Here is a 26,364-nt window from a genome sequence, read left to right on the forward strand (position 1 = left end):
TCGAAAGTCAAGCGATTGTTTTCGCTTTTCTTTCGGCGCCCACTTCGCAAGGAAGCTGGCTCATCAGGTTGGCGTGTTCCGCCGTGCTGGTAGGGGCGCATTATAGGGAGCCGCGCCGCGATGACAAGGGCTTTTTGCAAAAATGCGTTCGTTTGCTGAAAAAGCAGGCTGAAGCCTCTAAAACAAGGGCTTCAGCCTGCTTTCACGCCGCTTTTTTGCTCAATTCTTCGCTTTGCGCCTGGATATAGTTGACCCAGCTGGTCGCCCGCTGCTGCCAGTTATCCTGCTGCTGCAGTTCACGGGCCAGCTCCAGCGCCTGGGTATACTGCTCTTTATTGAGATGTGCCTGCACCAGCAGCGCCTTGGCGCGATTACCTTGCTCGCCTTTCACCGACTTGATGGCGGCGAGCTGGGTCATGGCCGCATCCGTTCTGCCTTGTTGCAACAGCAGCTCGGCGGCACGCATGGCCGCCTTGGGATGGGCATGCTCGCGGGCGAGCAGCTGCCAGCTGTCGACGGCCTTCGGCCACTCGCGCGCGCCTTCCCACAATTGAGCCAGCAGTTGGCGATTGTCGGCGCTCTGTTTCATCTGTCCCTTTGCCATGGCCGTTTCCAGCAGACGGGCACCGCGATAGGGCAGTCCCTGCCAGGCATAAAGACGGATCAGCTGGTTGCGGGTGGCGGCATCATCCATCAGCTTCCTGTCGATGGCGGTTTGCAGCAGCGCCAACGCCTGATCGCCGCGCTTGGCGGAGAGGTTGAGCGACACCGCCTGCTGCCACCACTTGCTCTCTGCCGGCTCGTGGCGGATCAGCTCTGCGGCCTGATCGGCCGCCACACCGTAGCGCTGCAGCGCGGTGAGGGCCGAGAGGCGGATGATCGCAGCCTGCTTCTGCCAGCTCTGCTTCAACAGCTGTTCACTCTGGCTGGCCGCCTCACCATACTGCTTGTTGTGGTAATAGAGGCCGGCCAGACGCAGGCGCAAGGCATCGTCAGCCTTGATGGCCAAAGCGGCCTTGTAGCTGGCGATGGCGCCGGCCCAGTTGGATTGCTGGGCCTGGATATCCCCACGCAGCCGCAGCAGTTGCAGCTGTTGTTGCTCGGGCCACTCTTTATAGGCAAGGGCCTGTTCGACGTAGCGGCTCGCCTGGGTGGTCTGCTGCAGATTGGCTGCCAGCGAGGCTTGCAGCTGCGCCAGCCAGGCACGCTCGGCATCGCTATTTGGTTTGAGGCCAGATGCCTTGCTCTGGGCTTGTTGCCACTGGCCGGACTGATAGAGCTTCATCACGGGCTCCAGCTGGCGGGAGAAATGAGGGCTCACCTCCATCGCCAGACAGGCTTGGCTGACCAGGGCCAGCACACAGATCCAGATCCGCAACATAGTTATGACTCCAGTTTGAATTTGAGCGTGATGACTTGCACCAGCTTGTCGGTGGCGCCCGGTCTCGGCTGGTAGCGCCACTTGTTGATCGCCTGAATGGCCGCCCGCTCGAACTGGCGCTTCGGCTTGGCCTCGACCACTTCCACATCCTGCACCCGGCCGTCGGCATCGACGCTGAAACGCAAGGTCACCGACCCTTCGATACCGGCCTGCTGGGCCCGATAGGGATAGACAGGCTCGATCCGTTGCAACGGCATCAACATGTCACCGGCGCCAATCCCGGCCCCCTGTTGCTGGCCATGGAAGTTGCCGCTCGCAACCGGGCTAGGGCTGGTCGCAACACCAGGGGCATAGACCTGCACCGCGCTGAGGCTGGAGACCAGATCCAGGCTCGGCTGCACCGAGGGCAGCGGGGCCGCCGCAGGCATAGGCAGCGGCGTCGAAGCCAGCGCGGCAGGCGGCTCCGGCAAGGGTTCCGGCTCCTGGGGTACCGGACGCTCGCGCACCTGCACCTCGGTCACCTCGTTCTGCATGTTGATGACGATGGATTTCTGCTCGGCGCTCGCCTTCTCCCCTCTGGGCGGCTCCACCAGGGTGGCCATGAACAGCAGGATCCCCAGACTGAGGGCAATCCCCAGTCCCAGGCTCATCAGCTTGTATTTCATTTCGGTGCCACCGCCACGGCGATGTTGGCGATGCCTGCCGCCTTGGCTTCATCCATCACCCGCACCACCTTGCCGTGGGGCACCCGCTCGTCGGCCTGGATCACCAGGCTGGCCTCGGGCTGTTCCGCCAGCAGGCGGGCGACGCTGGCCTGCACCCGCTCCACGTCGATCTGCTTGCGGTCGAGGAAGATCTGCCCCTGGGCGCCGATCGCCAGCATGATGCTGGAGGACTTCTGCGCCTTGGCCTGACTGGCCTGGGGCCTGTGCACCTCGAGCCCGGCTTCGCGCACGAAGGAGGTGGTGACAATAAAGAAGATCAGCATGATGAACACGATATCCAGCATGGGGGTCATGTCGATCTGCACTTCGTCACGCTGGCGTTTGGATTGCCGTCTCATTGCATTACCTTCTCTTCTCGCAGGCCGTCCCGGGTCTTGGCCAGCGCACGCTTGGCCTGGCTCTCGAGCCGGCTGAGTAACAACACGCCGGAGAGCGCGACCACCATGCCAGCCATGGTGGGGATGGTGGCACGGGAGATCCCGCCCGCCATGCTCTCCGGGTTAAAACGGTTGGCCGCGGCCAACGCATCGAATACGCCTATCATGCCGGTCACGGTACCCAGCAGCCCCAGCATGGGGCAGAGCACCACCAGGGTGCGGATGAAGATCAGATGACGATTGAGCTCCAGCTCGGCCTCGGCCAGCCAGCGCCCGCGGATCGCCCGCGCGTGCCAGCTGTGGCGCTCGCTGCGGGCCTGCCAGCGGCCAAGCAGCTGGCGCTGCAGCGGGGCAAACCCCAGGTTGAGGTAGAGCAGCCGCTCGATCATCAGAATCCACATCAGCACCAGCAGGGCCAGAATGACCCAGAGCACCGGGCCGCCACGGCCCATGAAGCTCTGCAGCTGTTGCCAGATGTCGAGCATCATGCCGCCCGCTCCATCCCGTCACGGTTGCTTTCGGCCCGCTCGGCCAGAATCCCGGCCACCTGCTGCTCCAGTACGTTGGAGAGTTCGGTGAAGCGGGATTGCAGCAGGCTGTGGGCCAGGATCAGCGGAATGGCCGCTACCAGACCCTGTACCGTGGTGACCAGCGCCATGGAGATGCCGCCCGCCATGATCTTGGGATCGCCGGTTCCGAACTGGGTGATGGCCTGGAAGGTGCCGATCATCCCGGTCACGGTGCCGAGCAGACCCAGCATGGGGGCGATGGCCGCGATCACCTTGACCATGCCGATGCCGCGCTCCATGCGAGGGGTCTCCTGCAGGATCGCCTCATCGAGACGCAGTTCGAGGGTCTCCATGCTCAGCTCGGGATGCTTGTCAGCCACCGTCAGCACCCGACCGAGGGCGTTGTCGGCATGATATTCACCGCTCTTGAGCTGGCGACGAACCCGACCCAGCTCACGGGAGAGGCTCCACAGCCTTACCCCGGCGATCCCCAGGCCGATGGCGGCCAGCAGCACGATAATGGCGCCGACCTGGCCGCCCTGCTGGACTTGCTGCCAGAAGGTGGGGGCCTGCGCCAGCATCTCCAGCAGAGTGCCGTGGGAGGGATCCAGCGGCAGTGCTTCTCCCTCCTGACCCTGATAGGCGGCCGCCGTGGAGAGTACGCTGCCGGGCAGACCCAGCACCGGGCTCAGGCCTTCGGCAGTGGGTTGCAGGAAGCCTGCACTCCCCAGCAGGGCGAAGCTGCCGACCCGGGTCAGCGACTGCTCGCTGGCAGCCCCCTGGGCATCGAGCACCTTGCCGGTGAACCGGGCAACCCGGCCCGATTCGCGGATCTCTTGCAGCAGGGTGGCGGGCAGCAGGGCGAGGGCGGCGCGATCCGGCACCTGCTTCTCCTGCGCCATGGCCTTGAGCGGGGCGAGGCGCTCCGGGTACTGGCCCTCGACGGCGGATTCGCTCAGCAGCTTGACCGCATCGCTGGCCCCCTGACGGGTCACCGCGAAGATCTCGTTCATGTCGCCGGAGGCCTGCTCCCACTGGGCATTGAGCTCCACCAGCTGCTTCTCGTTGCCGGCAAACTCGGCCGCCAGCTGCTTGCTGAGGCTCTGGGCCGCGGCCAGTTTGGCACGGGCGCTGTTCAGCTCTTTGGAGACAGACGCCAGGTCCTGCTGGGCCTGCTGCTCACGAGCCTGCTCCTGCTGCTGCCAGGCTTCATCGGCAACCGCGGCAGTAGTACCCAGAGAGAGGGCGATGGCGAGGGGGAACCACTTCATGGTGACGCTCATGACTGGGCCTCCTGACCACGGCTGACGGAAAGGGGGACATTCAACAACTGGGGGACCTTCTTGTCGGCAGCCATCTCCAGCGCCTCGGCGATGGGAGAGAGCCACTGGCTGTCGAGAGCCTGCCACTGCTTGCTCTGCGCAGACCAGCGCCACGCCTGGGAGCGATCAGCGGTCATCGCCAGCAGGGAGACCCGGCCCACCGCCAGCACGTCGACCCGGCGCGGTGCGCCATCCAGCGCCAGCTCGGCAGAGTAGCTATCCAACCGGCTGCCGTATTCGGCTTCAATCTGGTAGGCCTGCAGCAGCTGGCGGAACTTCTCCGCCTCGCTCACATCGGCTCGGGCCAGGGTCGCTTTCAACTGTTCAACCCGCGCGAGGCGATCTTCCTTACGCAGCGGCATGTCGTTTTGTACCAGCTGCTCCAGATCGGCCTGCATCTGCAGCATCAGCGGGATCAGGCCCTGCCGGGTCTCCTGTACCGCCTCCAGCTGCTGACTCAGTTTGCCCAGCTCATTTTGCTGATCGGCCACCAGAGACTGCATGTAGCGGTTGTAGGCTTCCAGATCACGCAGTTGCAGCTGGGCATTTTGCAGCTCCAGCCGGGCGGCAACGGCCGCATCGGCGGCTTTTTCCACGCGCTGCTGGGAGGCTTTCCCGGCGGCGATGCTGTTTTTCAGTGCCGGTGCGACCAGCTCGTCGGCGCCAGCAGCGAAGTGGACTGACAGTGGCAACAAGGCCAAACCCCAAAACTTATTCATGATATAAATCTTAACAATGATAACTATTCTCATTGTCTCAAAGAGTGGGGGCAGTGGCAATCAGATGATTTTGTTGGCCTTCGGCCGAAAAAACAGGATAATTTTTAAGCAAGCACGGGAGTCACTGGCGTTGGTTCTCACCACACCAAATTAATAAATAAAAAATATCTTTTCGATCAATGTGATAGAGATCGAAAAAGGAGAAGTTCATGTTCAACGATGCGATCTGGGAACACATCGATCGGTTCACCAAGGCCAAGAAGACCAGCGACATCCAGCAGCAGCTGGAGCGCTTCAGTCACCAGATGGGCTTTGATTACTTCCGTTTGCTGATTATTTTCCCCATCAGCATGCAGAAATCCCATGTGGCGTTGTTCAACAACTGCCCCACCAGCTGGTTCGATGCCTATTCAGAGCGGCACTACCTGACCCAGGATCCGGTCGTCTTCCTGGGACTGAAGCAGACCCAGCCCATCTTCTGGAACAAGCTCGACTGCGACTCTCCCTGGCTGCCCAGCGCCAGCCGGGAGGTGATGAACCTGGCCGCCGACTTCGGGGTGAGAAACGGTGTCTCCTTCCCGCTGCACACGCCGCAGGGGGAACACGGCATCCTCTCCTTCATCAGCAAGGAGAAGTCCAATTCCGATCTGATGTTTGAAAACGTTCCCTTGCTGTCGTTCTGCGCCAGCTACATCTTCAACTCGGCGCTGCAGCTGATAAAGAGCAGGCCGGATCTGATGAAGTACCTGACCGAGCTGTCGGATCGGGAGAAGGAGTGCCTGTTCTGGGCCAGCGAGGGCAAGACCTCCTGGGAGATCGCCACCATCCTCGGCATCAGCGAGCGGACCGTGAACTTCCACCTCAATCAGGTCACCAACAAGACCGACTCGAAGAACCGCAACCAGGCGATCGCCAAGAGCATCTCCAGCGGCATCATAGTGCCCTCGCTGGACGACGTGACCATCACCAACCTGCGGCTGTCATAACGGCCACCGAGCCAGACAAACAAAAAGAGCCGCAATGCGGCTCTTTTTCATTTCCGGCGACGGCTTATTCCACGGTCACGGATTTTGCCAGGTTGCGCGGCTGATCCACGTCGGTGCCCTTGATGAGGGCAACGTGGTAGGAGAGCAGCTGCAACGGCACGGTATAGACGATCGGCGCGATCATCTCTTCCACGTGGTTCAGGCTCATCACCCGCATGGTCTCGTCGCTCTTGAAGCCGGCATCGGCATCGGCGAACACGTAGAGGATACCCCCACGGGCGCGCACCTCTTCCACGTTGGACTTGAGCTTCTCCAGCAGATCGTTGTTCGGCGCCACGACGATGATGGGCATCTCGGCATCGATCAGCGCCAGCGGGCCGTGCTTGAGCTCACCAGCGGCATAGGCCTCGGCGTGGATGTAGGAGATCTCTTTGAGCTTCAGTGCCCCTTCCATGGCGATGGGGTACTGGCTGCCACGGCCGAGGAACAGGCTGTGGTGCTTGTCGGCAAACTCTTCGGCCAGGGCTTCGATATCCTTGGCCAGCGCCAAGCTCTCTTTAATACGCAGCGGTAGGGCTTGCAGCGCCTTGACCAGTTCGGCCTCGGCGGCGGCACTCAAGTTGCCACGGCAGTGACCGACCGAGGCCACCAGCATCAGCAGACCGGCCAGCTGGGTGGTGAACGCCTTGGTGGAGGCCACTCCGATTTCTGCCCCCGCACGGGTCATAAAGGCCAGATCCGATTCACGCACCAGGGAGGAGCCCGGCACGTTGCAGATGGCCAGCGAGCTCATGTAGCCGGACTCCTTGGCCAACCGCAGGGCGGCCAGGGTGTCGGCGGTCTCGCCGCTCTGGGAGAGGGTCACCAGCAGGCTGTTGGGACGTACCACCGACTTGCGGTAGCGGAATTCGGAGGCGATCTCCACGTCGCAGGAGACGCCGGCGATCTCTTCAAACCAGTAGCGTGCCACCATGCCGGAGTTGTAGGAGGTGCCGCAGGCGACGATCTGGACGTGCTCGACCTTGTCGAAGATGGCGCGGGCGCCGTTGCCGAACGACTCGACTACCACGTGATCCGAACCCAGACGACCTTCCAGGGTATTGGTGATGGCCTTGGGCTGCTCGTAGATCTCTTTCAGCATGTAGTGACGGTATTCACCCTTGTCACCGGCATCGTGGGAGAGCTCGGACTCCAGCTCCTCGCGCACCACGGCCTCGCCGTGGGTATCAAAGATGTGTACGTCGCGGCGGGTCACTTCGGCCACGTCACCCTCTTCCAGGAAGATGAAGCGACGGGTCACCGGCAGCAGTGCCATCTGGTCGGAGGCGATGAAGTTCTCGCCGATGCCGCGGCCGATCACCAGGGGGGAGCCGGAGCGGGCTACCACCACGCGACTGTCGTCACGGCTGTCCATCACCACTGTGCCGTAGGCGCCGCGCAGCTGCTTCACCGCTACCTGCATGGCCGCCAGCAGGCTGGGGGCGGATTTCAGCTCGTGGTGCACCAGGTGGGCGATCACCTCGGTGTCGGTGTCGGAGCTGAACACATAGCCCAGCGCCTTGAGCTCTTCACGCAGCTCTTCGTGGTTTTCGATGATGCCGTTGTGCACCACCACGATATGCTCGGAGACGTGGGGGTGAGCGTTGCGCTCGGACGGCTCGCCATGGGTAGCCCAACGGGTGTGGGCAATGCCGGTACCACCGTGGACGGACTGCTCTTCCAGCGCCTTGGCCAGCTCGGCCACCTTGCCCAGCCGACGCACCCGCTGCAGCGGCTGGTTGGCGCTGAACACGGCCACACCGGCCGAATCGTAGCCACGGTATTCCAGACGGCGCAGGCCCTCTACCAGGATTTCAGCCACATCACGTTGGGCGACGGCCCCGACGATGCCACACATACACTTCTCCTTGAGACGTAAGACGTTAATTCGGTTGGATATTGGTTTGTTCAGGTCAAACGGCCACGGGGGCGCAAATCAGCTGGATCCCCCTGGCCTGGATCTGTTCTCTGGCCGCACTGGCCAGCCCCTCGTCGGTCACCAGGGTATGGATGCCGGACCAGGGCAGTTCGAGATTGGGGATCTTGCGGCCGATCTTCTCCGACTCCACCATGACGATGACCTCCCGCGACACTTCGGCCATGACCCGGGAGAGGCCCACCAGCTCGTTGAAGGTGGTGGTACCGCGTTCCGGGTCGATGCCGTCGGCACCGATAAACAGCTGGTCGAAGTCATAGGAGCGCAGCACCTGCTCCGCCACCTGCCCCTGGAAGGATTCGGAGTGGGGATCCCAGGTGCCGCCGGTCATCAGCAGGGTGGGTTCGTTTTCCAGCTCGCGCAGGGCGCCGGCCACGTTGAGGGAGTTGGTCATCACGATGAGGCCACGCTTGTTGCCCAGCATGGGGATCATGGCGCTGGTGGTACTGCCGCTGTCGATGATGACGCGATTGTGATCACGGATCCGTTCGGCGGCCGCACGGGCGATTGCCAGCTTTCGTTTCGAAACTTGCTCTGGATTGCTCTCCACCACCATCTCGGAGGGCAGGGGAACGGCACCGCCGTAACGGCGCAGCAGCAGGCCACCGGTCTCCAGCACCGCCAGATCTTTGCGGATGGTCACTTCGGAGGTGGCGAAGTGTTTGGCCAGGGCATCGACGCTCACTTCACCCTGCTCCTGCACCAGGCTCACTATGGTGTGACGGCGCTGCTGAGTATTACGTTTGGTCATCTTTAAGTTTCGATTCGAAAGAATGTCGAAATATTAATACCTTTTTTGAAAAAATCAAACGGCAAATAGGATCCGATTTGGTTCGATGCCAGAATGGGGCAGCTGATTTGCGACGAGGATGCCATGCAAAAACGAACCATCTGGCTGGTGGAAGATGAAGCCAGCATCGCCGACACCCTGATTTATGCGCTGCAGACCGACGGTTTCGAGGTGGAGTGGTTTTCCCTCGGCCAGCCGCTGCTGGCACGACTGGAACAGACGCGCCCCGACTTTCTGATCCTGGATGTGGGGCTGCCGGACATCAGCGGTTTCGAGTTGTGCAAGCAGGTTCGGGCACTGTGCGATACCCCGCTGATGTTTCTCACCGCCCGCAGCGAGGAGATAGACCGGCTGATCGGACTTGAGATCGGCGCCGACGACTATGTGGCCAAGCCCTTCTCGCCACGGGAGGTGTGCGCCCGGGTGCGGGTCATCCTGCGCCGCAGCCAACCGGCCACCCCCCCACCGAGCCAGTTGCTGGCCCTGGACGAGGAGCGGGCCCGCATCAGCTTTCACGGCCAGCCACTAGCGCTCACCCGTTACGAATACCTGCTGCTCAAGACCCTGATGCAGGCGCCGGGCCGGGTCTACTCCCGCCAGCAGCTGATGGACCTGGTGTGGAGCGGGGCGGAGGAGAGCCTGGATCGCACCGTGGATACCCACATCAAGACCATCCGTGCCAAGCTGCGGGAGCGGGATCCCCACGCCAACCTGATCCTGACCCATCGTGGGCTCGGCTACAGCCTGGAGCTGGCATGAACAGACGGTGGCCTGACATCGGCCGGAGGACGCCATGAGGATCGGGTTGCAACTGCTGTGCGGGCTGGTGCTGATCTTCGCGCTGGCCGCCTGGTTCGTGCTGGAGATCTTCGTCGAGGAGATCAAACCCGGGGTGCGCAGCGCCACCGAAGATACCCTGGTGGACATGGCCCAGATGCTGGCACCGCTGGCACTGGATGACCTGCAGGAAGGCAAGATGGCGGATGGCCGGCTGGCCAGCGCCTTCGCCCGCCTCAACCAGAGCCCCATCAACGCCCTGATCGATGGTCACCTCAAACAGCAGGCAGAGTACCGCATCTATGTGGTCGATCGCTGGGGCAAGGTGGTGTACGACTCGGACGGGGTGGATCTGGGCAAGGACTATTCACGCTGGAACGATGTCTATCGCACCCTGCGCGGGGAATACGGCGCCCGCAGCACCCGCAGCGACCCCGACGATCCCGCCAGTTCGGTGATGCACGTGGCCGCACCGCTGCGGGAGGGGGACGACATCCTCGGCTCCCTCACCGTCGCCAAGCCCAACCGTACCCTGCTGCCCATGATAGAGCGCAGCGAACACCAGCTGCTGCAGGGGGCGGCCTTGCTGCTGTTCATCTCGCTGCTGATCGGCGCCCTGCTGGTGTGGTGGCTCAACCGCGCCATCGGCAAGCTGGTGCACTACGCCGATGCGGTCAGCCAGGGTCAGCCCGCCAGCCTGCCGCGCCTCTACAGCCCGGAACTGGATCGGCTCGGCCGCTCCCTGGAAACCATGCGTCGCCAGCTGGACGGCAAGGCCTACATCGAAGCCTATGTGCACAGCCTGACCCACGAGCTCAAGAGCCCGCTGGCCGCCATTCGCGGGGCAGGGGAGATCCTGGCCGAGGCACCGCCACCCGAGGTGGCTACCCGTTTTATCGGCAATATCAATCTGGAGACGGCCCGCATGCAGCAGCTGATTGAACGCATGCTGCAGCTGGCCAAACTGGAGTCGGGGCAGGGGCTGGACAGGCAGGCCATCGAGCCGGCCAGGCTGGGCAGACGGGTGCTCGATGCCCGCCAGATCCTGGCCCAGCGCCGTCAGGTGACCCTGCACGCCGAATTGGGGGAGGCCCAGAAACAGAAGTGGGACTCGCTGCTGGTGGAGCAGGCGCTCGGCAACCTGCTGGACAACGCCCTCGACTTCTCCCCCATCGGCGGCACCCTGGCACTGAGCGGGACCATGGAGGAGGGAGGTTACTGCTTCCGGGTACGGGATCAGGGGCCCGGCATTCCGGATTACGCCCTGCCGCGCATCTTCGAGCGCTTCTATTCGCTGCCCAGACCCGACAAGGGCAAGAGCAGCGGCCTCGGGCTCAGCTTCGCCACCGAGGTGGCGCGCCAGCACGGTGGCCGGTTGACCCTCGCCAACCAGCCTGACGGCGGAGTGCTGGCCGAGCTCTGGTTGCCGGCGGGCTGACACTTCACACTGGCCACATAAAGCGGCGCTATGCTGATGTTTTCCCAGCGAACTCAATGTGCTCAAGGAGACCCCATGTCCCGCCTTCTGTTATCCGGCCTGCTCGGCGCAGGCCTGCTGTTCTCGCTGCCGGCCAGCGCCGCCGCCGGCTGCTTTCTCTATGCCGACGGCAACGGCCAGCCCCTCTCCAGCGAAGGGGATTGTTCAAGCCAGCTGCCACCCGCGTCCACCTTCAAGATCCCGCTGGCGCTGATGGGCTACGACAGCGGCTTTCTGGTGGACGAAGAGCACCCGGCACTGCCCTTCAAACCCGGTTACGACGACTGGCTGCCCGCCTGGCGGGAGACCACCACCCCACGCCGCTGGGAAACCTACTCGGTGGTCTGGTTCTCCCAGCAGATCACCGAATGGCTGGGGATGGAGCGCTTCCAGCAGTACGTCGACCGTTTTGACTACGGCAACCGGGATCTCTCCGGCAATCCTGGCAAGCACGACGGCCTGACCCAGGCCTGGCTCAGTTCCAGCCTCGCCATCAGCCCACAAGAGCAGGCCCGCTTCCTCGGCAAGATGGTGAGCGGCAAGCTGCCGGTGTCGGCGCAGACCCTGCAGTACACCGCCAACATCCTCAAGGTGAGCGAGATCGACGGCTGGCAGATCCACGGCAAGACCGGCATGGGCTACCCGAAGAAGCTGGATGGCAGCCTCAACCGGGAGCAGCAGATCGGCTGGTTCGTCGGCTGGGCCAGCAAGCCGGGCAAGCAGATCATCTTCGTCCATACCGTGGTGCAGAAACCCGGCAAGCAGTTCGCCTCGCTCAAGGCCAAGGAAGAGGTGCTGGCCGCCCTGCCGGCCAAACTGAAAACCCTGTGATACCCAGACCGGCGCCAGGCGCCGGTTTTTTTATCCCCCTTCACCCCCGCTTCACACAACCCCATCTCCCCTTCACCCACGACCGTCACACTCGGCTCCATCAACAAGGAGACGTGTCATGGTCAAACAGATATTTAGCCACAAGATCTTTCTGCTGCTGTTGCTCAGCCTGCTGCTGATGGTGCCGGTGCAATCCATCATGGAGCTGAACCGGGAGCGCCAGGCCTATCGCAGCCAGGTCATCCACAGCATCATGGCCAGCAGCAGCGGTCCGCAGCGACTGCTGGGGCCGGTCGTGGTGCAGCCTTATACCCGCACCGTCACGGTGGAGCAGGATGGCGAGCGCTTCGAGCGCAAACTGCAGCTCTACCGCTACCTGCTGCCAGAACAGCTGGACGTGCAGGCCAGCATGGAGGTGACCCCGCGCAAGCTCGGTATCTACCAGGCCCAGGTCTATCGCACCCGGCTCTCCCTCTCCGGGCGACTGCCTGCCGAACTGAACGGTAAGACCCTGATCAGCGGCGAACCGGAGCTGACCGTCGATGGCGCCGATCCCGCCTTGGTGGCAGGCAAACCCTATCTGAGCCTGGTGCTGTCCGATGCCCGCGGCATCAACCGGGTGCCTGAGCTGCAACTGGGGGAACAGCGCATTCCGTTTGCTCCCGGCGCCCTGCTGGGTGACGGGCTGGCCGGCATCCATGCACCGCTTGCCACCCTGCCGGGAGCAGACGGCGCCTTCCATATCGAGCTGGATCTGCAGGGGATGAACCAGCTGGAAGTGGTACCGCTCGGCCAGGACAGCAGGCTCAACCTCGCCAGCAACTGGCCCCACCCCAACTTCATCGGTGACTTTCTGCCGGGCAGCCGCACCCTTAACGCCAGCGGTTTCGAGGCCAGCTGGCAGAGCAGCTGGTTCGCCACCGACATGGAGAGCCGTTTCAACCGGATGATGAAGGGTGCCAGCAGCGATCTGCCCGCCTTCAGCGTCAGCCTGGTGCAGCCGGTAGATCACTACCAGCAGAACGAGCGGGCCGCCAAGTATGCACTGCTGTTCATCGGCCTCACCTTCCTCAGCTTCTTCATGTTCGAGCTGCTCAAGGGGCTGCGGGTGCACCCGATCCAGTACGCGCTGGTGGGTATGGGGCTGGCCATCTTCTATCTGGTGCTGCTGGCCCTGACCGAGCACCTCGGCTTTGCCTGGGCCTATCTGATAGCCGCCCTGGCCAGCGTGGCCCTCAACGGCTTCTACCTCAGCCATGTGCTGGGCGGCCCCAAACAGGGGCTCGGCTTCGCGGCCCTGCTCGGGCTGGTCTACGCCATCCTGTTCGGCTTGCTGCAGGCCGAGGAGATAGCCCTGCTGCTCGGCGCCCTGCTGCTGTTCGCCATCCTGGCGCTCATCATGGTGCTGACCCGCAAGCTGGACTGGTATCGGGTGATGGGGAATGCCCCGACGCCCCCCGCCAGCGGACAGGAGAGCTGAAAACAAAACCGGCGCCATCAGGCGCCGGTTTGCATTTCATTGATCGGGCATCACTTCTTCTTGACCGGGCGAGCCCAGTTTTTGATGTGACGCTGGGGTACCCGGGTGATCACCAGCTCGTTCTCGGCCACATCCTTGGTGATGGTGGAGCCGGCCCCCAGGGTCGCCCCCTTGCCGATGCGCACCGGCGCTACCAGCTGGGTATCGGAGCCGACGAAGACGTCGTCCTCGATGATGGTCTGGAACTTGTTCACCCCGTCGTAGTTGCAGGTGATGGTGCCGGCCCCGATGTTCACCTTGGCACCCACCTCGGCATCCCCCAGGTAGGTCAGATGACCACACTTGGAGCCAACCCCCAGCCGGGCCTTCTTCATCTCGACGAAGTTGCCGACGTGGGCATCCTGCTCCAGCACGGCGCCCGGGCGCAGTCGGGTAAAGGGACCGACCGAGCACTGATCGGCGATCTGCGCCCCTTCGATGACGGAGTAGGGTTTCACCTCGGTGTGGTCGCCGATCACGCAATCCTTCAGCACGCTGCCGGCCCCGATGCGAACGTGGTTGCCCAGCACCACCTTGCCTTCGATGATGACGTTGACGTCGATCACCACCTCTTCCCCGATTTCCAGGGTGCCGCGCAGATCGAAGCGGGCCGGGTCGATAAGGGTGGCGCCGGCGATCATCAGCCGCTCGGCCTGCATCTTCTGGTAACTGCGCTCGAGCTGGGCCAGTTGCACCCGGTTGTTGGCCCCTTCCACTTCCATGGCGTCGTCCGGGTGGACTGCGGCGATGGGGCAGTTGTCGGCATGGGCCATGGCGATCACGTCGGTCAGATAGAACTCGCCCTGGGCATTCTTGTTGTCCAGACGCGACAACCAGCTGCGCAGCTGGCCACCATTGGCCACCAGCACGCCGGTGTTCACTTCGCGGATCGCCAGCTGATCGGCATTGGCATCCTTCTGCTCGACGATACCGACTACCTGGCCGTTGCTGCGCACGATGCGGCCATAGCCGGTCGGGTTGTCCAGCACCACGGTCAGCAGCGCCATGCCGTCGGCGGCTTTGGCGGCCAGCAGCCGCTGCAGGGTTTCCGGCTGGATCAGCGGGGTATCGCCGTACAGCACCAGCACGTCGTCTTCGTCCTGCCAGAACGGGATGGCCTGGGCGACGGCGTGGCCGGTACCCAGTTGCTGGGCCTGCAGCACCCAGTTCAGGTCGGATGCCTGGATCCGCTCCTTCAGCAGTTCGGCACCGTGGCCATACACCAGATGCAGCTGCTCGGCACCGACCTTGCGGGCAGTCTCGATCACATGGGAAACCATCGGTTTGTTGGCGACCGGGTGCAGCACCTTGGGCAGGGAGGAGCGCATACGGGTACCTTTACCCGCAGCCAGGATCACGACGTTGAGTGGCATAATTCGACCTTTGGAACATGAATAAATTCTCGGCGGAGTCTATCCAACGAGTAAAAAAAAAGCGACCCGCAGGTCGCTTTTTACCTCACCGTTATTAACGGTAATTCTTTTTGACGATATCGATGACCCGCAGTTGAGCCATCGCCTTGGCCAGCTCGGTGGCGGCCTGGGCGTAGTCGATATCACCATGGGAGCTGTGGATCCGCTCTTCCGCCGCACGTTTGGCTTCCTGGGCTTTCGCCTCATCCAAATCGTCGGCACGAATCGCGGTGTCCGCCAGCACGGTCACGGCTTCGGGTTGTACTTCCAGCATGCCGCCGGAGATGTACAGCACCTCTTCAGTTCCATTCTGCTTCACCAAGCGGACCAGGCCCGGCTTGATGGCAGTCAGCAACGGAGCATGACCGTGGCGGAGACCCAGCTCACCTTCGGAGCCTGATACCTGAGCGGACTGCACGCGACCGGAAAACAGTTTTCCTTCAGCGCTCACCACGTCCAGGTGAAAGGAGATCATCTCTGCCATGGGCCCTCCTATCGAGGCTTACAGTTTCTTGGCTTTCTCGACAACTTCGTCGATGCTGCCAACCATGTAAAACGCCTGCTCCGGCAGATCGTCGTACTCGCCTTTCAGGATGCCCTGGAAACCACGGATGGTCTCTTTCAGCGGCACGTATTTGCCCGGGGAACCGGTAAACACTTCTGCCACGAAGAACGGCTGGGACAGGAAACGCTCGATCTTACGGGCACGGGCTACGGTCAGTTTGTCTTCTTCTGACAGCTCATCCATACCCAGGATGGCGATGATGTCCTTCAGCTCTTTGTAGCGCTGCAGCACGGTCTGAACGCCACGAGCAGTCTCGTAGTGCTCCTTGCCAACCACCAGCGGATCCAGCTGACGGGAGGTGGAGTCCAGCGGGTCAACGGCCGGGTAGATACCCAGTGCCGCGATCTGACGGGACAGTACGACGGTCGCATCCAGGTGGGCGAAGGTGGTCGCCGGAGACGGGTCGGTCAAGTCATCCGCAGGCACGTAAACGGCCTGTACGGAGGTGATGGAACCGGTCTTGGTGGAGGTGATACGTTCCTGCAGAACACCCATCTCCTCGGCCAGGGTCGGCTGGTAACCTACTGCGGAAGGCATACGGCCCAGCAGTGCGGATACTTCAGTACCGGCCAGGGTGTAACGGTAGATGTTGTCCACGAAGAACAGCACGTCACGACCTTCGTCACGGAACTTCTCGGCCATGGTCAGACCGGTCAGCGCCACGCGCAGACGGTTTCCGGGCGGCTCGTTCATCTGACCGTAAACCAGAGATACTTTGTCCAGTACGTTGGACTCCATCATCTCGTGGTAGAAGTCGTTACCCTCACGGGTACGCTCACCTACACCGGCGAACACGGAGTAACCGCTGTGTTCGATCGCGATGTTACGGATCAGCTCCATCATGTTGACGGTCTTGCCTACACCGGCACCACCGAACAGACCAACCTTACCACCCTTAGCGAACGGGCATACCAGGTCGATAACCTTGATGCCGGTCTCCAGCAGGTCGTTGCTGTTGGACTGATCTTCGTAGCTGGGAGCCGCGCGGTGGATGGACCAACGCTCTTCTTCACCGATCGGACCTTTTTCGTCGATCGGATCGCCCAGTACGTTCATGATCCGACCCAGAGTCGATACACCGACCGGCACCTGGATGGATTTACCGCTATTCACTACTTCCAACCCACGACGCAGACCGTCGGAGGAGCCCATGGTGATGCAACGAACGACGCCGCCACCGATCTGTTGCTGAACTTCCAGCACCAGACCCTGGCCTTGACCTTCGCTGACAACCTTCAGTGCATCGTACACCTGGGGCACGGCATCTTGCGGGAACTCGATGTCCACCACAGCGCCGATGATTTGGACGATGAAACCGTTACTCATGTCAAATCCTCTAAACCTTTGATAACCCTTGCCTTACACCGCAGCAGCACCGGATACGATCTCTGTCAGTTCCTGGGTAATACTGGCCTGACGGGCCTTGTTGTATACCAGTTGCAGATCGTTAATCAGGTTACCGGCGTTGTCAGTCGCGGCTTGCATGGCAACCATTCGGGCTGCCTGTTCACTTGCCAAGTTTTCCACTACCCCCTGGTAGACCTGGGATTCGACGTAGCGAATCAGCAGGGTATCCAGCAGTTGCTTGGGATCCGGCTCATAGAGGTAATCCCAGTGGTGTTTCTTGGCGAGCTTGCTGTCTTCAGTTACGGGCAAAGGCAGCAGTTGATCGACTCGTGGTTGCTGAACCATGGTGTTGACGAACTTGTTGTACACCAGATACAGCCTGTCAATCTCACCGTTGTCGTAAGCCTTCAGCATGACCTTGACTGAACCAATCAGGTCATTGACGCTCGGGTTATCGCCCAGTCCTGCGACATGAGCTTTCACCTTGGCGCCGTGCCGTTCAAAGAAGTTGGAGGCCTTGTTGCCGATCAGAGCCAGGTCAACCTTGGCTCCTTTCGCGCTCCATTGCTTCATATCATTGAGGGCAGCCTTGAACAGGTTGATGTTCAAACCGCCACACAGGCCACGGTCGGTGGAGACGACGATGTAACCCACTCGCTTGACCTCACGTTCGATGAGGTAGGGGTGCTTGTATTCCAAGTTCCCCTGAGCGATATGGCCGATCACCTTGCGCATGGTTTCAGCGTACGGACGGCTGGCAGACATGCGATCTTGCGCACGGCGCATCTTGCTTGCTGCCACCATTTCCATAGCGCCGGTGATCTTCTGAGTGTTTTTCACACTCCCGATCTTGTTACGTATCTCTTTTGCGCCGGCCATCTCTTACTCTCCATCAGGTGGCAGCTCGCGCTGCCACACACGCTTACCAGGTCTGGGTTGCCTTGAAGTCATCCAGCAACGCAGTCAGCTTGCCAACGATCGCGTCGTTGTAGTCGGCCTTGGCATTGATTTCAGCCATCAGCTCAGCATGCTGGGTATTGGCGTAAGAGAGCAGAGCGGCTTCGAAGTCGACGATCTTGTTCAGCTCGACATCGGAGAGATAGCCTTTTTCCGCGGCGAACAGCACCAGAGACTGGTGAGCCACGCTCAGCGGAGAGTACTGTTTCTGCTTCATCAGCTCGGTCACTTTCTGACCGTGGTCCAGCTGCTTGCGGGTTGCGTCGTCCAGATCGGAGGAGAACTGGGCGAATGCCGCCAGTTCGCGATACTGGGCCAGCGCGGTACGGATACCACCGGACAGCTTCTTGACGATCTTGGTCTGAGCGGCACCGCCCACACGGGATACGGAGATACCCGGGTCAACCGCCGGACGAATACCGGAGTTGAACAGCTGTGAGGTCAGGAAGATCTGACCATCGGTGATGGAGATCACGTTGGTCGGTACGAATGCAGATACGTCACCCGCCTGGGTTTCGATGATCGGCAGCGCGGTCAGGGAGCCGGTCTGGCCTTTCACGGCACCATTGGTGAACTTCTCTACGTACTCGGCGTTGACGCGAGCAGCACGCTCCAGCAGACGGGAGTGCAGATAGAAAACGTCACCCGGGTAAGCTTCACGTCCTGGCGGACGGCGCAGCAGCAGGGAGATCTGGCGATAAGCTACGGCCTGCTTGGACAGGTCATCATAGATGATCAGCGCGTCTTCACCGCGGTCACGGAAGTACTCACCCATGGAGCAGCCGGCATACGGAGCCAGGTACTGCAGAGCGGCAGCTTCGGAAGCAGAGGCAACCACTACTATGGTGTTGGCCAGAGCGCCGTGCTCTTCCAGCTTGCGCACCACGTTGGCGATGGTGGAGGCCTTCTGGCCAATCGCAACGTAGACACACTTAATGCCGGAGTCTTTCTGGTTGATGATGGTGTCGATCGCGATGGCGGTCTTACCAACCTGACGGTCACCGATGATCAGCTCACGCTGGCCACGACCGATAGGGATCATGGCATCGATGGCTTTCAGACCGGTCTGGACCGGCTGGTCAACAGACTTACGCTCGATAACGCCCGGTGCAATCACTTCGATCGGCGAGAAGCCGTCGTTGTCGATTGGACCTTTCCCGTCGATCGGCTGACCCAGGGTGTTCAACACCCGGCCCAACAGACCACGACCGACCGGCACTTCCAGAATGCGGCCAGTCCCTTTTACTTTCATTCCTTCTGACAGACCGTCATAGGAACCCATGATCACCGCACCGACGGAGTCACGCTCCAGGTTCAATGCCAGAGCGTAGCGGTTGCCCGGCAGCTCGATCATCTCACCTTGCATGGCATCGGCCAGGCCGTGAATACGAATGATACCGTCGCTCACAGAGACGATGGTACCTTCGTTACGCGCTTCGCTCTTGATATCAAACTGCGCAATGCGCTGCTTGATCAGCTCGGCGATTTCAGTGGAATTCAGTTGCATGCTCTAATACCCCAATCAAGATTGCAGCGCGTCAGCCATGCGATCCAGCTTACCGCGGACTGTACCGTCGATAACCAGATCACCGGCCTTGATGAGCACCCCGGCCATCAAGGACGCATCCATGCTGCAATTCAGCTTCACTTTGCGCGCGAGACGTTGTTCCAGAGAAGCCTGAATATTGGCTTTCTGCTGGTCGGTCAGTTCGATCGCCGAAATCACGTCAGCCTGAACTTCTTTATCCAGTTCAGCCTTGAACGCGACGAATTCAGCAACGACCGCCGGCAGCACACCCAAGCGACCATTCTCAGCCATCACCCGGATCAGGTTCTGACCATGCTCGTCGAGTTGCTCACCGCAGATACCGACAAAGATACTTGCCAGTTCTTCAGCAGCCACAGAGCCGTTTACCAGGTTGTGGATGGTCTCGTTTTCCGCTACTTGTGCAGCGAAGCCGAGCATCCCCAGCCACTGGTCAACCGCCTTGTGCTCAACGGCAAACTCGAAAGCAGCCTTGGCGTAGGGGCGAGCGATTGTAGTCAGTTCAGACATAGCCCCGTTCCCGTTACAGTTCTGCTACCAGTTTGTCGACGATGTCGCTGTTGGCAGCCTGGTCGATTTGACGCGCCAGGATCTTCTCTGCACCAGCAATGGCAAGAGCAGCAACCTGCTTACGCAGTTCTTCTTTGGCACGATGACGTTCAGCTTCGATCTCGGCACGGCCCTGAGCCAGGATTTTTTCCCGCTCAGAGTGGGCACCGGCAGCAGCCTCATCAATGATCTGGGCTTTACGTTTGTTAGCCTGTTCAATGATTTCTGCAGCCTGGAGCTTGGCTTCTTTCAGCTGATCGGTGGCGTTGGCCTTGGCCAAATCCAGATCTTTCTTGGCACGCTCCGCGGAAGAGAGACCGTCAGCAATGGCTTTCTGACGGGCTTCGATGGCTGCCATCAGCGGCGGCCATACGTACTTCATGCAAAACACTACGAAGATGAAAAAAGCAATTGCTTGGCCGAGGAGGGTGGCGTTGATATTCACAGCCTATGTCCTCTTAGTTAGTTAATGGGTTATGTCCGGGAGTCGTTGAGACTTAGCCAGCAACCGCAAACATCACGTACAGACCCAGACCAACGGCGATCATCGGGATCGCATCCACCAGACCCATCACGATGAAGAACTGGGTACGCAGAACAGGGATCAGGTCAGGTTGACGAGCAGCGCCTTCCAGGAACTTGCCACCCAGGATACCGATACCGATGGACGCGCCGATAGCCGCCAGACCCATCATCATTGCAGCAGCGATGTACAGCAGGTCCATGTTCAAGTTTTCCATGAGGATCTCCATTTATTTAGATGTAATTGATTGTATAAAAAGGATTATTTGAGTTGCATCAACCATGGTCTTCTTGTGCCATCGACAGATAGACGATGGTCAGCACCATGAAGATAAACGCCTGCAAAGTGATGATCAGGATGTGGAAAATTGCCCAAGGCACGGACAGGATCCACTGTGACCACCAGGGTAGCAAACCCGCAATCAGGATAAAGATCAGTTCGCCAGCATACATGTTGCCGAACAGTCGAAGACCCAGAGAAACAGGTTTGGAAATCAGCGTAACAGTTTCCAGGATGAGGTTAACCGGGATGGCCGCCGGGTGGTTGAAAGGCTGAAGCGTCAGCTCCTTCACGAACCCGCCGATACCCTTGACCTTGATGCTGTAGTACAGGATCAAGAAGAACACGCCCAAAGCCATGGACATGGTGATGTTAACGTCAGCAGAGGGAACCACACGCAGATAGGGAACACCCATCAACTGTGCAGCGTGGGGGATAAAGTCAACGGGGATCAGATCCATCAGGTTCATCAGGAAGATCCACACGAACACTGTCAGGCCCAAAGGTGCGATGACCTTGTTACGACCGTGAAAGATGTCCTTGACGTTACCACTCACAAACTCGACCAGCATCTCCACAAAGCACTGCAGTTTGCCGGGCACACCGCTGGTAGCCTTGACGGCGACACGGCGGAACGACCAGATAAACAGAGCGCCTAGCAAGACGGAAAATATCATGGAATCGATATTCACCGTCCAGAACCCAGACCCGACTTGCAGATGGGTCAGATGGTGGGAGATATATCCCTGAGGAGTCAGGACTTCTCCGGTTGCAGACATGAGTTTTCCTAATAGTGGTTGTTAAGCGTGAATGAGACTATCCACTGTACAACGAGGGCGAGGATATAAGTGGCGAAGAACGAGACGGTATCGACCTCGATCCCGGCGCCAAACATCAGGGCGAAAAGTCCTGTTGTAGTAATGAGCTTAATCCCTGCCCCACCATAAAAGTCCCGCAGAACCAGGCCCACACTCTCCTTCGTCACCTTGCGGCGCAGAACCCAGAGCGTGAACAGGGCTTGAGGAACCCAGTACATACCCCCCCCGAAGAGGGAGGAGCGTCCGGCAAACGCACCGGTCTGGTAAAACCAGACGGTACTGATCGCCAGGATCAGGACGAGCTGACAAACGAGCATAGCCAAGGCCAGCGTTAAACCTTCCAAGGCTATTTTCTGCTTCACCAACCTACCCCTGAACATTACAGAACTGTAAAAAATCGGGATCCGAAGACCCCGCGTTTACAGCCCAAAAAGCCGGTCAAATTATACCCTTGAAGACAGCTATTGCAACATGGCAAAAATCCTTAATTTTTGCGGCTTTCCGCACAGAATTAAGGTTATGTTCATATCAAAAGGAATGGATGTTTTATTACTACAAAAAGCGTAAAAATCACGTTTCTGACAGGCCAAAATAGCCCAATACCCGGTCCAAATCCGCCAAGTTCTCGTAACTTATTACTAACTTACCGCTATCCTGTTTTCCCGGCTGAAGTTGTACCTGATTGCCAATTTTTTCTGAAATCTGGCGCTCGAGATAACCAAACTGGGGATCACGGACGGGCTCGACCTTGGCTTTTGCCGGTTCCAGCGCTTTTTGCACCAGCTTCTCGGTATCTCGCACTGTCAGCCCCTTCTGGGCCACCAGTTTCGCCAGTTCGGACTGGGCCTGGCCGCTCAGCGCCAGCAGGGCACGGGCATGGCCCATGTCGAGGTCGCCGTGCTCGACGAAGCGCTTCACGTCGTCGTTGAGCTGATTGAGGCGCAGCAGGTTGGTGACCGTGGTGCGGGACTTGCCCACCGCCTCGGCCACCTGCTGGTGGGTCAGTTCGAATTCGGTCAGCAGCCGCTGCAGGGCGACCGCCTCTTCGATGGCATTGAGATCCTCGCGCTGAATATTCTCAATCAGCGCGATGGCGACGGCAGCCTCGTCAGGCACATCCTTGACCAGGCAGGGCACCACCTCGAGGCGGGCCAGCTGGGAGGCGCGCCAGCGCCGCTCGCCGGCGATGATTTCGAAGGAGTGCTCGCCGAGCGGACGCACCACGATGGGCTGGATCACCCCCTGGGCACGGATGGAGTTGGCCAGATCTTCCAGCGCATCCTGCGACATATCCTTGCGCGGCTGGTACTTGCCGGATTGCAGCCACTCCACCGGCAGCTTGCGCAACTCGCCCTGGTTGGTCGGGGCCATGGCCTGCTCGGTGCGCTGGTCGCTCATCACCTGTTTCTGGCGCGCGGCCGTGCTGGTACTGAGCAGAGCGTCCAGCCCCTTGCCCAGCCCACGTTTTTTCGGCGTCATATGCTCTCTCGGTCTGCGATGGTCACCTGACGTTCCTGCTCCTGACGGCGCAGGATCTCGCCAGCCAGAGCCAGATAGGCCTTGGCGCCCACCGATGATTTGTCATAGTGCATGGCCGGCGCACCGAAGCTCGGCGCCTCAGCCAGTCTTACGTTGCGGGGAATGATGGTGCGATAGACCTTGTCCCCGAAGTGCTGTTTAAGCTGATCGGACACATCATTGGCCAGCCGGTTGCGGTGATCGAACATGGTGCGCAGCACCCCCTCGATCTTCAGCTCCGGGTTGACCACGGCTGCCAGCTTGCTGATGGTGTCGACCAGGGCGGTAAGCCCTTCCAGCGCATAGTATTCGCACTGCATGGGCACCAGCACGGAATCGGCGGCAGCCATGGCGTTGACGGTCAGCATGTTGAGAGAAGGCGGGCAGTCGATGAAGACGTAGTCGTATTTGTCTCGTACCGAGGCCAGCGCATTGCGCAGGCGGATCTCGCGGGCGAAGAATTCCATCAGCCGGATTTCGGCTGCGGTCACGTCGGCGTTGGCGGCGATCAGGTGATAGCCCCCGGAAGTTTCGGGGATGATCACCTCGCCGATGGGGGCGTCCTCGATCAGCAGCTCATAGGCGGTGCGCTCGACGTCGTACTTGTCGACACCGCTGCCCATGGTGGCATTGCCCTGCGGATCCAGATCGATCACCAGCACCTTGCGGCGGGTAGCGGCCATGGAGGCGGCCAAGTTCACACAGGTGGTGGTTTTACCCACTCCACCCTTCTGGTTGGCTATGGCGATGACTTTTCCCACACTGTCCCCTAAATGAAACTGCGACCCTATTCGGGCTGGATATGTTTGAATTCCAGCAGATGACGTTCGCCTTCCAGCTCCGGTACCACCAGTTGATGGGAGGCGACCAGATGGATGTTGGCGGGCAACTGGGCCAGCTCCTGCTCGGGGAATTGTCCCTTGAGCGCCAGGAAGCTGCCCTGGGCCGACGGCAGATGGTGACACCAGTTCAGCATGTCTTCCAGCGAGGCGAATGCCCGGCTCAGCACGCCGTCAAATCCGACCTCGGGCTGATACTCCTCGACCCTGGATTTGACCGGCGTCACGTTGGTCAAACCCAGCTCCAGGATCACCTGGCGGATGAAGTTGATCCGCTTGCCCAGGCTGTCAAGCAGCACGAATTGCTTGTCCGGGTTGATGATCGCCAGCGGCAGGCCGGGCAGGCCCGGGCCGGTGCCCACATCGATGAAGCGCTCACCGTGCAGGTGCTGGCTCACCACCAGGCTGTCGAGGATATGCTTGACCAGCATGGCGTCCGGATCTCGTACCGAGGTGAGATTGTAAGCCTTGTTCCACTTGTGCAGCAACTCGACAAGCTGAACCAACTGGGTCTTTTGGGTATCGGTGATAACAATTCCGGCCTGCATGAGCAGGCCGTTCAATCTTTCCAGCATGTTTTGCAACGGTAGGATCCTCAGGCGGTTTTACGCAGCAGGCCGTGTTTTTTCAGATGAACCAGCAGGATGGATATGGCCGCCGGGGTGATGCCGGAGATGCGGGACGCCTGACCTATGGTCTGCGGCTTGGCATCGTTGAGCTTGGCGATCACCTCGTTGGAGAGGCCGTTGACGTCGCGGTAGTTCATGTCCAGCGGCAACAGGGTGTTCTCGTTGCGCAGCTGCTTCTCCACTTCGTCGTGCTGGCGCTCGATGTAGCCGGCGTACTTGATCTGGATCTCCACCTGATCGGCGGCGGCCGTATCGGGCAGGGCCGGGCCAACCCCTTCGATGGCCATCAGGGCCTCATAGGTCACCTCGGGGCGACGCAGCAGCTCTTCCAGGCTCTGCTCGCGGGTCAACGGGGTGTTGACCAGGGCATTGACGGCTTCCAGCGACGGATGCTGCGGGTGGATCCAGGTCGAGCGCATGCGCTGACGCTCCTGCTCCACCTGCTCCATCTTGGCGTTGAACTTGCCCCAGCGTTCGTCATCCACCAGACCCAGTTCGCGACCGATGCCGGTCAGACGCAGGTCGGCGTTGTCTTCGCGCAGCAGCAGGCGATATTCGGCGCGGCTGGTGAACATGCGGTAGGGCTCGCGAGTCCCCAGGGTGGAGAGATCGTCCATCATCACGCCGATGTAAGCCTGATCCCGGCGCGGATGCCAGGCATCTTTCTCCTGCGCCCGCAGACCGGCGTTCAGACCGGCCAGCAGACCCTGGGCGGCCGCCTCTTCATAGCCGGTGGTGCCGTTGATCTGGCCGGCGAAGAACAGGTTTGGAATGCACTTGCTTTCCATGTTGGCCTTGAGATCCCGCGGATCGAAGAAGTCATATTCGATGGCGTAGCCGGGACGGGTGATGTGGGCATTCTCGAAGCCGCGCACGGAACGGACGATCTGCACCTGTACGTCGAACGGCAGGCTGGTGGAGATCCCGTTCGGGTAGAGTTCGTGGGTGGTCAGACCTTCCGGCTCGACGAAGATCTGGTGCGCCGTCTTGTCGGCAAAACGGGTGATCTTGTCCTCGATCGACGGGCAGTAACGCGGCCCAATCCCCTCGATCACCCCGGCGTACATGGGGCTGCGATCCAGGTTGTTGCGGATCACCTCGTGGGTGCGCTCGTTGGTATGGGTAACGTAGCAGGGCACCTGACGCGGGTGCTGGCTGGCGTCGCCGATGAAGGAGAAGACCGGGCGCGGATCGTCGCCGTACTGGGCCTGCATCACAGATAAATCGACGCTGCGGGCATCGATGCGCGGCGGAGTGCCGGTCTTGAGACGATCGATGCGCAGCGGCAGTTCACGCAGGCGCTGGGCGAGGGCGATCGAGGGAGGATCCCCGGCGCGGCCGCCCTTGTAGTTCTCCATCCCGATGTGGATCAGGCCGTTCAGGAAGGTGCCGACGGTCAGTACTACCGTCTTGCCACTGATGCGGATCCCGCTCTGGGTCACTACACCGGCAACTCGATCCCCGTCCATGATCAGATCGTCACAGGCCTGCTGGAAGATCTTCAGGTTGGGGTAGTTCTCCAGCATCTGGCGTACGACGGCCTTGTACAGCAGGCGATCCGCCTGGGCACGGGTGGCGCGCACTGCCGGTCCTTTGGAGGAGTTGAGGGTGCGGAACTGGATCCCGCCAAGATCGATGGCGCGCGCCATGATCCCGCCGAGGGCATCTACTTCCTTGACCAGGTGTCCCTTGCCGATCCCGCCGATCGCCGGATTACAGGACATGTGTCCCAGCGTATCGATATTGTGGGTCAACAACAGGGTATTCAGCCCCATCCGGGCTGCCGCTGTTGCTGCTTCGGTTCCTGCATGACCGCCGCCAACGACGATCACATCAAATTGTTCATGGTATTGCATTGGGGATCACCTTGATCTGCACGCCTGAAGATCTTTATTTGCCTGGGCTGAAGGGCGGAACATTCTATCTGTTTCACGCCCTGAGGGGAACGTCTACTTAGCGTTCAGTATGGAGGGAGGATCCACTAAATAGATCTT

The 26,364-nt window shown here is 60.6% G+C and carries 28 protein-coding genes; 6 read left to right on the forward strand and 22 right to left on the reverse strand.

The annotated features are described in order from the left end of the window. The coding region (locus tag ACB032_RS20375; RefSeq protein WP_204511160.1) for a hypothetical protein at window positions 1-248 on the forward strand (248 nt) is incomplete at its 5' end. On the opposite strand, the gene ACB032_RS20380 is transcribed toward ACB032_RS20375, so the two are convergent. Genes ACB032_RS20380 through ACB032_RS20405 form a run of 6 tightly spaced genes read right to left on the reverse strand, consistent with a single transcriptional unit; the run spans window position 203 to window position 5,033 of the window. Then, window positions 203-1,381 carry a tetratricopeptide repeat protein gene (locus ACB032_RS20380; protein WP_371138643.1) on the reverse strand — a complete coding sequence of 393 codons (1,179 nt, stop codon included), beginning with the start codon at window positions 1,379-1,381 and terminating at the stop codon, window positions 203-205. The genes ACB032_RS20375 and ACB032_RS20380 overlap by 46 nt on opposite strands. Window positions 1,382-1,383: 2 nt before the next feature. Next, window positions 1,384-2,046 carry an energy transducer TonB gene (locus ACB032_RS20385; RefSeq protein ID WP_101150412.1) on the reverse strand — a complete coding sequence of 221 codons (663 nt, stop codon included), beginning with the start codon at window positions 2,044-2,046 and terminating at the stop codon, window positions 1,384-1,386. Next, window positions 2,043-2,444, reverse strand: coding sequence for an ExbD/TolR family protein (locus ACB032_RS20390; protein WP_371138644.1), 402 nt, complete (start codon window positions 2,442-2,444; stop codon window positions 2,043-2,045). The genes ACB032_RS20385 and ACB032_RS20390 overlap by 4 nt, the downstream gene beginning before the upstream one ends. Beyond that, window positions 2,441-2,971 carry a MotA/TolQ/ExbB proton channel family protein gene (locus tag ACB032_RS20395; protein ID WP_005307253.1) on the reverse strand — a complete coding sequence of 177 codons (531 nt, stop codon included), beginning with the start codon at window positions 2,969-2,971 and terminating at the stop codon, window positions 2,441-2,443. Before ACB032_RS20395 ends, ACB032_RS20390 begins: the two co-directional genes overlap by 4 nt. After that, complete coding sequence (locus ACB032_RS20400; RefSeq protein WP_371138645.1) at window positions 2,968-4,275, reverse strand: MotA/TolQ/ExbB proton channel family protein; 1,308 nt, start codon at window positions 4,273-4,275, stop codon at window positions 2,968-2,970. The genes ACB032_RS20395 and ACB032_RS20400 overlap by 4 nt, the downstream gene beginning before the upstream one ends. Next, complete coding sequence (locus ACB032_RS20405; protein ID WP_043126251.1) at window positions 4,272-5,033, reverse strand: DUF3450 domain-containing protein; 762 nt, start codon at window positions 5,031-5,033, stop codon at window positions 4,272-4,274. The genes ACB032_RS20400 and ACB032_RS20405 overlap by 4 nt, the downstream gene beginning before the upstream one ends. Before the next feature lie 209 nt (window positions 5,034-5,242). Here ACB032_RS20405 and ACB032_RS20410 point away from each other — a divergent pair, with 209 nt between their 5' ends. Beyond that, window positions 5,243-6,019: a LuxR family transcriptional regulator gene (locus ACB032_RS20410; protein WP_016352388.1), complete on the forward strand. Its 777-nt coding sequence runs from the start codon at window positions 5,243-5,245 to the stop codon at window positions 6,017-6,019. A gap of 64 nt (window positions 6,020-6,083) precedes the next feature. Here the strand turns inward: ACB032_RS20410 and glmS are convergent, their stop codons facing one another. Then, complete coding sequence (glmS, locus tag ACB032_RS20415) at window positions 6,084-7,916, reverse strand: glutamine--fructose-6-phosphate transaminase (isomerizing) (RefSeq protein WP_017410462.1); 1,833 nt, start codon at window positions 7,914-7,916, stop codon at window positions 6,084-6,086. Window positions 7,917-7,971: 55 nt separating this feature from the next. Then, the gene (locus ACB032_RS20420; RefSeq protein WP_017410463.1) at window positions 7,972-8,745 is read right to left on the reverse strand and encodes a DeoR/GlpR family DNA-binding transcription regulator; all 774 of its coding nucleotides are present in this window, start codon (window positions 8,743-8,745) and stop codon (window positions 7,972-7,974) included. A 123-nt stretch (window positions 8,746-8,868) separates the two neighbouring features. Between ACB032_RS20420 and blrA the strand changes: the two genes are divergently transcribed. The 4 genes from blrA (at window position 8,869) to creD (ending at window position 13,349) form a co-directional block, all read left to right on the forward strand. Then, window positions 8,869-9,543 carry a beta-lactam response regulator transcription factor BlrA gene (blrA, locus tag ACB032_RS20425; protein WP_016352391.1) on the forward strand — a complete coding sequence of 225 codons (675 nt, stop codon included), beginning with the start codon at window positions 8,869-8,871 and terminating at the stop codon, window positions 9,541-9,543. Between the two features lie 34 nt (window positions 9,544-9,577). Beyond that, window positions 9,578-10,999, forward strand: a complete 1,422-nt coding sequence (gene blrB, locus ACB032_RS20430) for a beta-lactam sensor histidine kinase BlrB (RefSeq protein ID WP_371138646.1) — start codon at window positions 9,578-9,580, stop codon at window positions 10,997-10,999. A gap of 75 nt (window positions 11,000-11,074) precedes the next feature. Beyond that, entirely contained in the window at window positions 11,075-11,869 is a 795-nt protein-coding gene (gene blaOXA, locus ACB032_RS20435; protein ID WP_371138647.1) for an OXA-12 family class D beta-lactamase, read from the forward strand. A gap of 118 nt (window positions 11,870-11,987) precedes the next feature. Continuing rightward, window positions 11,988-13,349, forward strand: a complete 1,362-nt coding sequence (gene creD / locus ACB032_RS20440) for a cell envelope integrity protein CreD (protein WP_371138648.1) — start codon at window positions 11,988-11,990, stop codon at window positions 13,347-13,349. A 50-nt stretch (window positions 13,350-13,399) separates the two neighbouring features. Here creD and glmU read toward each other — a convergent pair whose 3' ends face one another. The 14 genes from glmU to mnmG all read right to left on the reverse strand — a co-directional run bounded on the left by glmU (window position 13,400) and on the right by mnmG (window position 26,226). After that, entirely contained in the window at window positions 13,400-14,761 is a 1,362-nt protein-coding gene (gene glmU, locus ACB032_RS20445) for a bifunctional UDP-N-acetylglucosamine diphosphorylase/glucosamine-1-phosphate N-acetyltransferase GlmU (protein WP_371138649.1), read from the reverse strand. Window positions 14,762-14,855: 94 nt separating this feature from the next. After that, window positions 14,856-15,284, reverse strand: a complete 429-nt coding sequence (locus ACB032_RS20450; RefSeq protein WP_005307217.1) for a F0F1 ATP synthase subunit epsilon — start codon at window positions 15,282-15,284, stop codon at window positions 14,856-14,858. An 18-nt stretch (window positions 15,285-15,302) separates the two neighbouring features. Next, on the reverse strand, window positions 15,303-16,691 hold the full coding sequence (gene atpD, locus ACB032_RS20455; protein ID WP_005307215.1) for a F0F1 ATP synthase subunit beta: 1,389 nt from the start codon (window positions 16,689-16,691) through the stop codon (window positions 15,303-15,305). 33 nt (window positions 16,692-16,724) lie between these two features. Next, window positions 16,725-17,591 carry a F0F1 ATP synthase subunit gamma gene (gene atpG / locus ACB032_RS20460; protein WP_011707909.1) on the reverse strand — a complete coding sequence of 289 codons (867 nt, stop codon included), beginning with the start codon at window positions 17,589-17,591 and terminating at the stop codon, window positions 16,725-16,727. A 43-nt stretch (window positions 17,592-17,634) separates the two neighbouring features. Next, window positions 17,635-19,176: a F0F1 ATP synthase subunit alpha gene (gene atpA / locus ACB032_RS20465; protein WP_011707910.1), complete on the reverse strand. Its 1,542-nt coding sequence runs from the start codon at window positions 19,174-19,176 to the stop codon at window positions 17,635-17,637. Between the two features lie 15 nt (window positions 19,177-19,191). Then, the gene (gene atpH, locus ACB032_RS20470) at window positions 19,192-19,725 is read right to left on the reverse strand and encodes a F0F1 ATP synthase subunit delta (protein WP_011707911.1); all 534 of its coding nucleotides are present in this window, start codon (window positions 19,723-19,725) and stop codon (window positions 19,192-19,194) included. Window positions 19,726-19,738: 13 nt separating this feature from the next. Continuing rightward, complete coding sequence (gene atpF, locus ACB032_RS20475; RefSeq protein ID WP_011707912.1) at window positions 19,739-20,209, reverse strand: F0F1 ATP synthase subunit B; 471 nt, start codon at window positions 20,207-20,209, stop codon at window positions 19,739-19,741. 52 nt (window positions 20,210-20,261) lie between these two features. After that, entirely contained in the window at window positions 20,262-20,504 is a 243-nt protein-coding gene (atpE, locus tag ACB032_RS20480) for a F0F1 ATP synthase subunit C (RefSeq protein WP_005307205.1), read from the reverse strand. Window positions 20,505-20,562: 58 nt separating this feature from the next. After that, window positions 20,563-21,345 carry a F0F1 ATP synthase subunit A gene (gene atpB / locus ACB032_RS20485; RefSeq protein WP_011707913.1) on the reverse strand — a complete coding sequence of 261 codons (783 nt, stop codon included), beginning with the start codon at window positions 21,343-21,345 and terminating at the stop codon, window positions 20,563-20,565. 8 nt (window positions 21,346-21,353) lie between these two features. Then, on the reverse strand, window positions 21,354-21,764 hold the full coding sequence (locus ACB032_RS20490; RefSeq protein ID WP_017410469.1) for an ATP synthase subunit I: 411 nt from the start codon (window positions 21,762-21,764) through the stop codon (window positions 21,354-21,356). Window positions 21,765-21,954: 190 nt separating this feature from the next. After that, window positions 21,955-22,863, reverse strand: a complete 909-nt coding sequence (locus ACB032_RS20495; protein WP_011707915.1) for a ParB/RepB/Spo0J family partition protein — start codon at window positions 22,861-22,863, stop codon at window positions 21,955-21,957. Then, window positions 22,860-23,663 (reverse strand): ParA family protein, encoded by an 804-nt coding sequence (locus ACB032_RS20500; RefSeq protein ID WP_011707916.1) that lies wholly within the window; start codon window positions 23,661-23,663, stop codon window positions 22,860-22,862. The genes ACB032_RS20495 and ACB032_RS20500 overlap by 4 nt, the downstream gene beginning before the upstream one ends. Window positions 23,664-23,689: 26 nt before the next feature. Further along, window positions 23,690-24,316 carry a 16S rRNA (guanine(527)-N(7))-methyltransferase RsmG gene (rsmG, locus tag ACB032_RS20505; protein WP_024946269.1) on the reverse strand — a complete coding sequence of 209 codons (627 nt, stop codon included), beginning with the start codon at window positions 24,314-24,316 and terminating at the stop codon, window positions 23,690-23,692. 20 nt (window positions 24,317-24,336) lie between these two features. Further along, on the reverse strand, window positions 24,337-26,226 hold the full coding sequence (mnmG, locus tag ACB032_RS20510) for a tRNA uridine-5-carboxymethylaminomethyl(34) synthesis enzyme MnmG (protein WP_016352399.1): 1,890 nt from the start codon (window positions 26,224-26,226) through the stop codon (window positions 24,337-24,339). Window positions 26,227-26,364: the final 138 nt, after the last annotated feature.

It is taken from the genome of Aeromonas sp. S5(2024) (assembly GCF_041403025.1).
GTDB classification, from domain to species: domain Bacteria; phylum Pseudomonadota; class Gammaproteobacteria; order Enterobacterales; family Aeromonadaceae; genus Aeromonas; species Aeromonas hydrophila.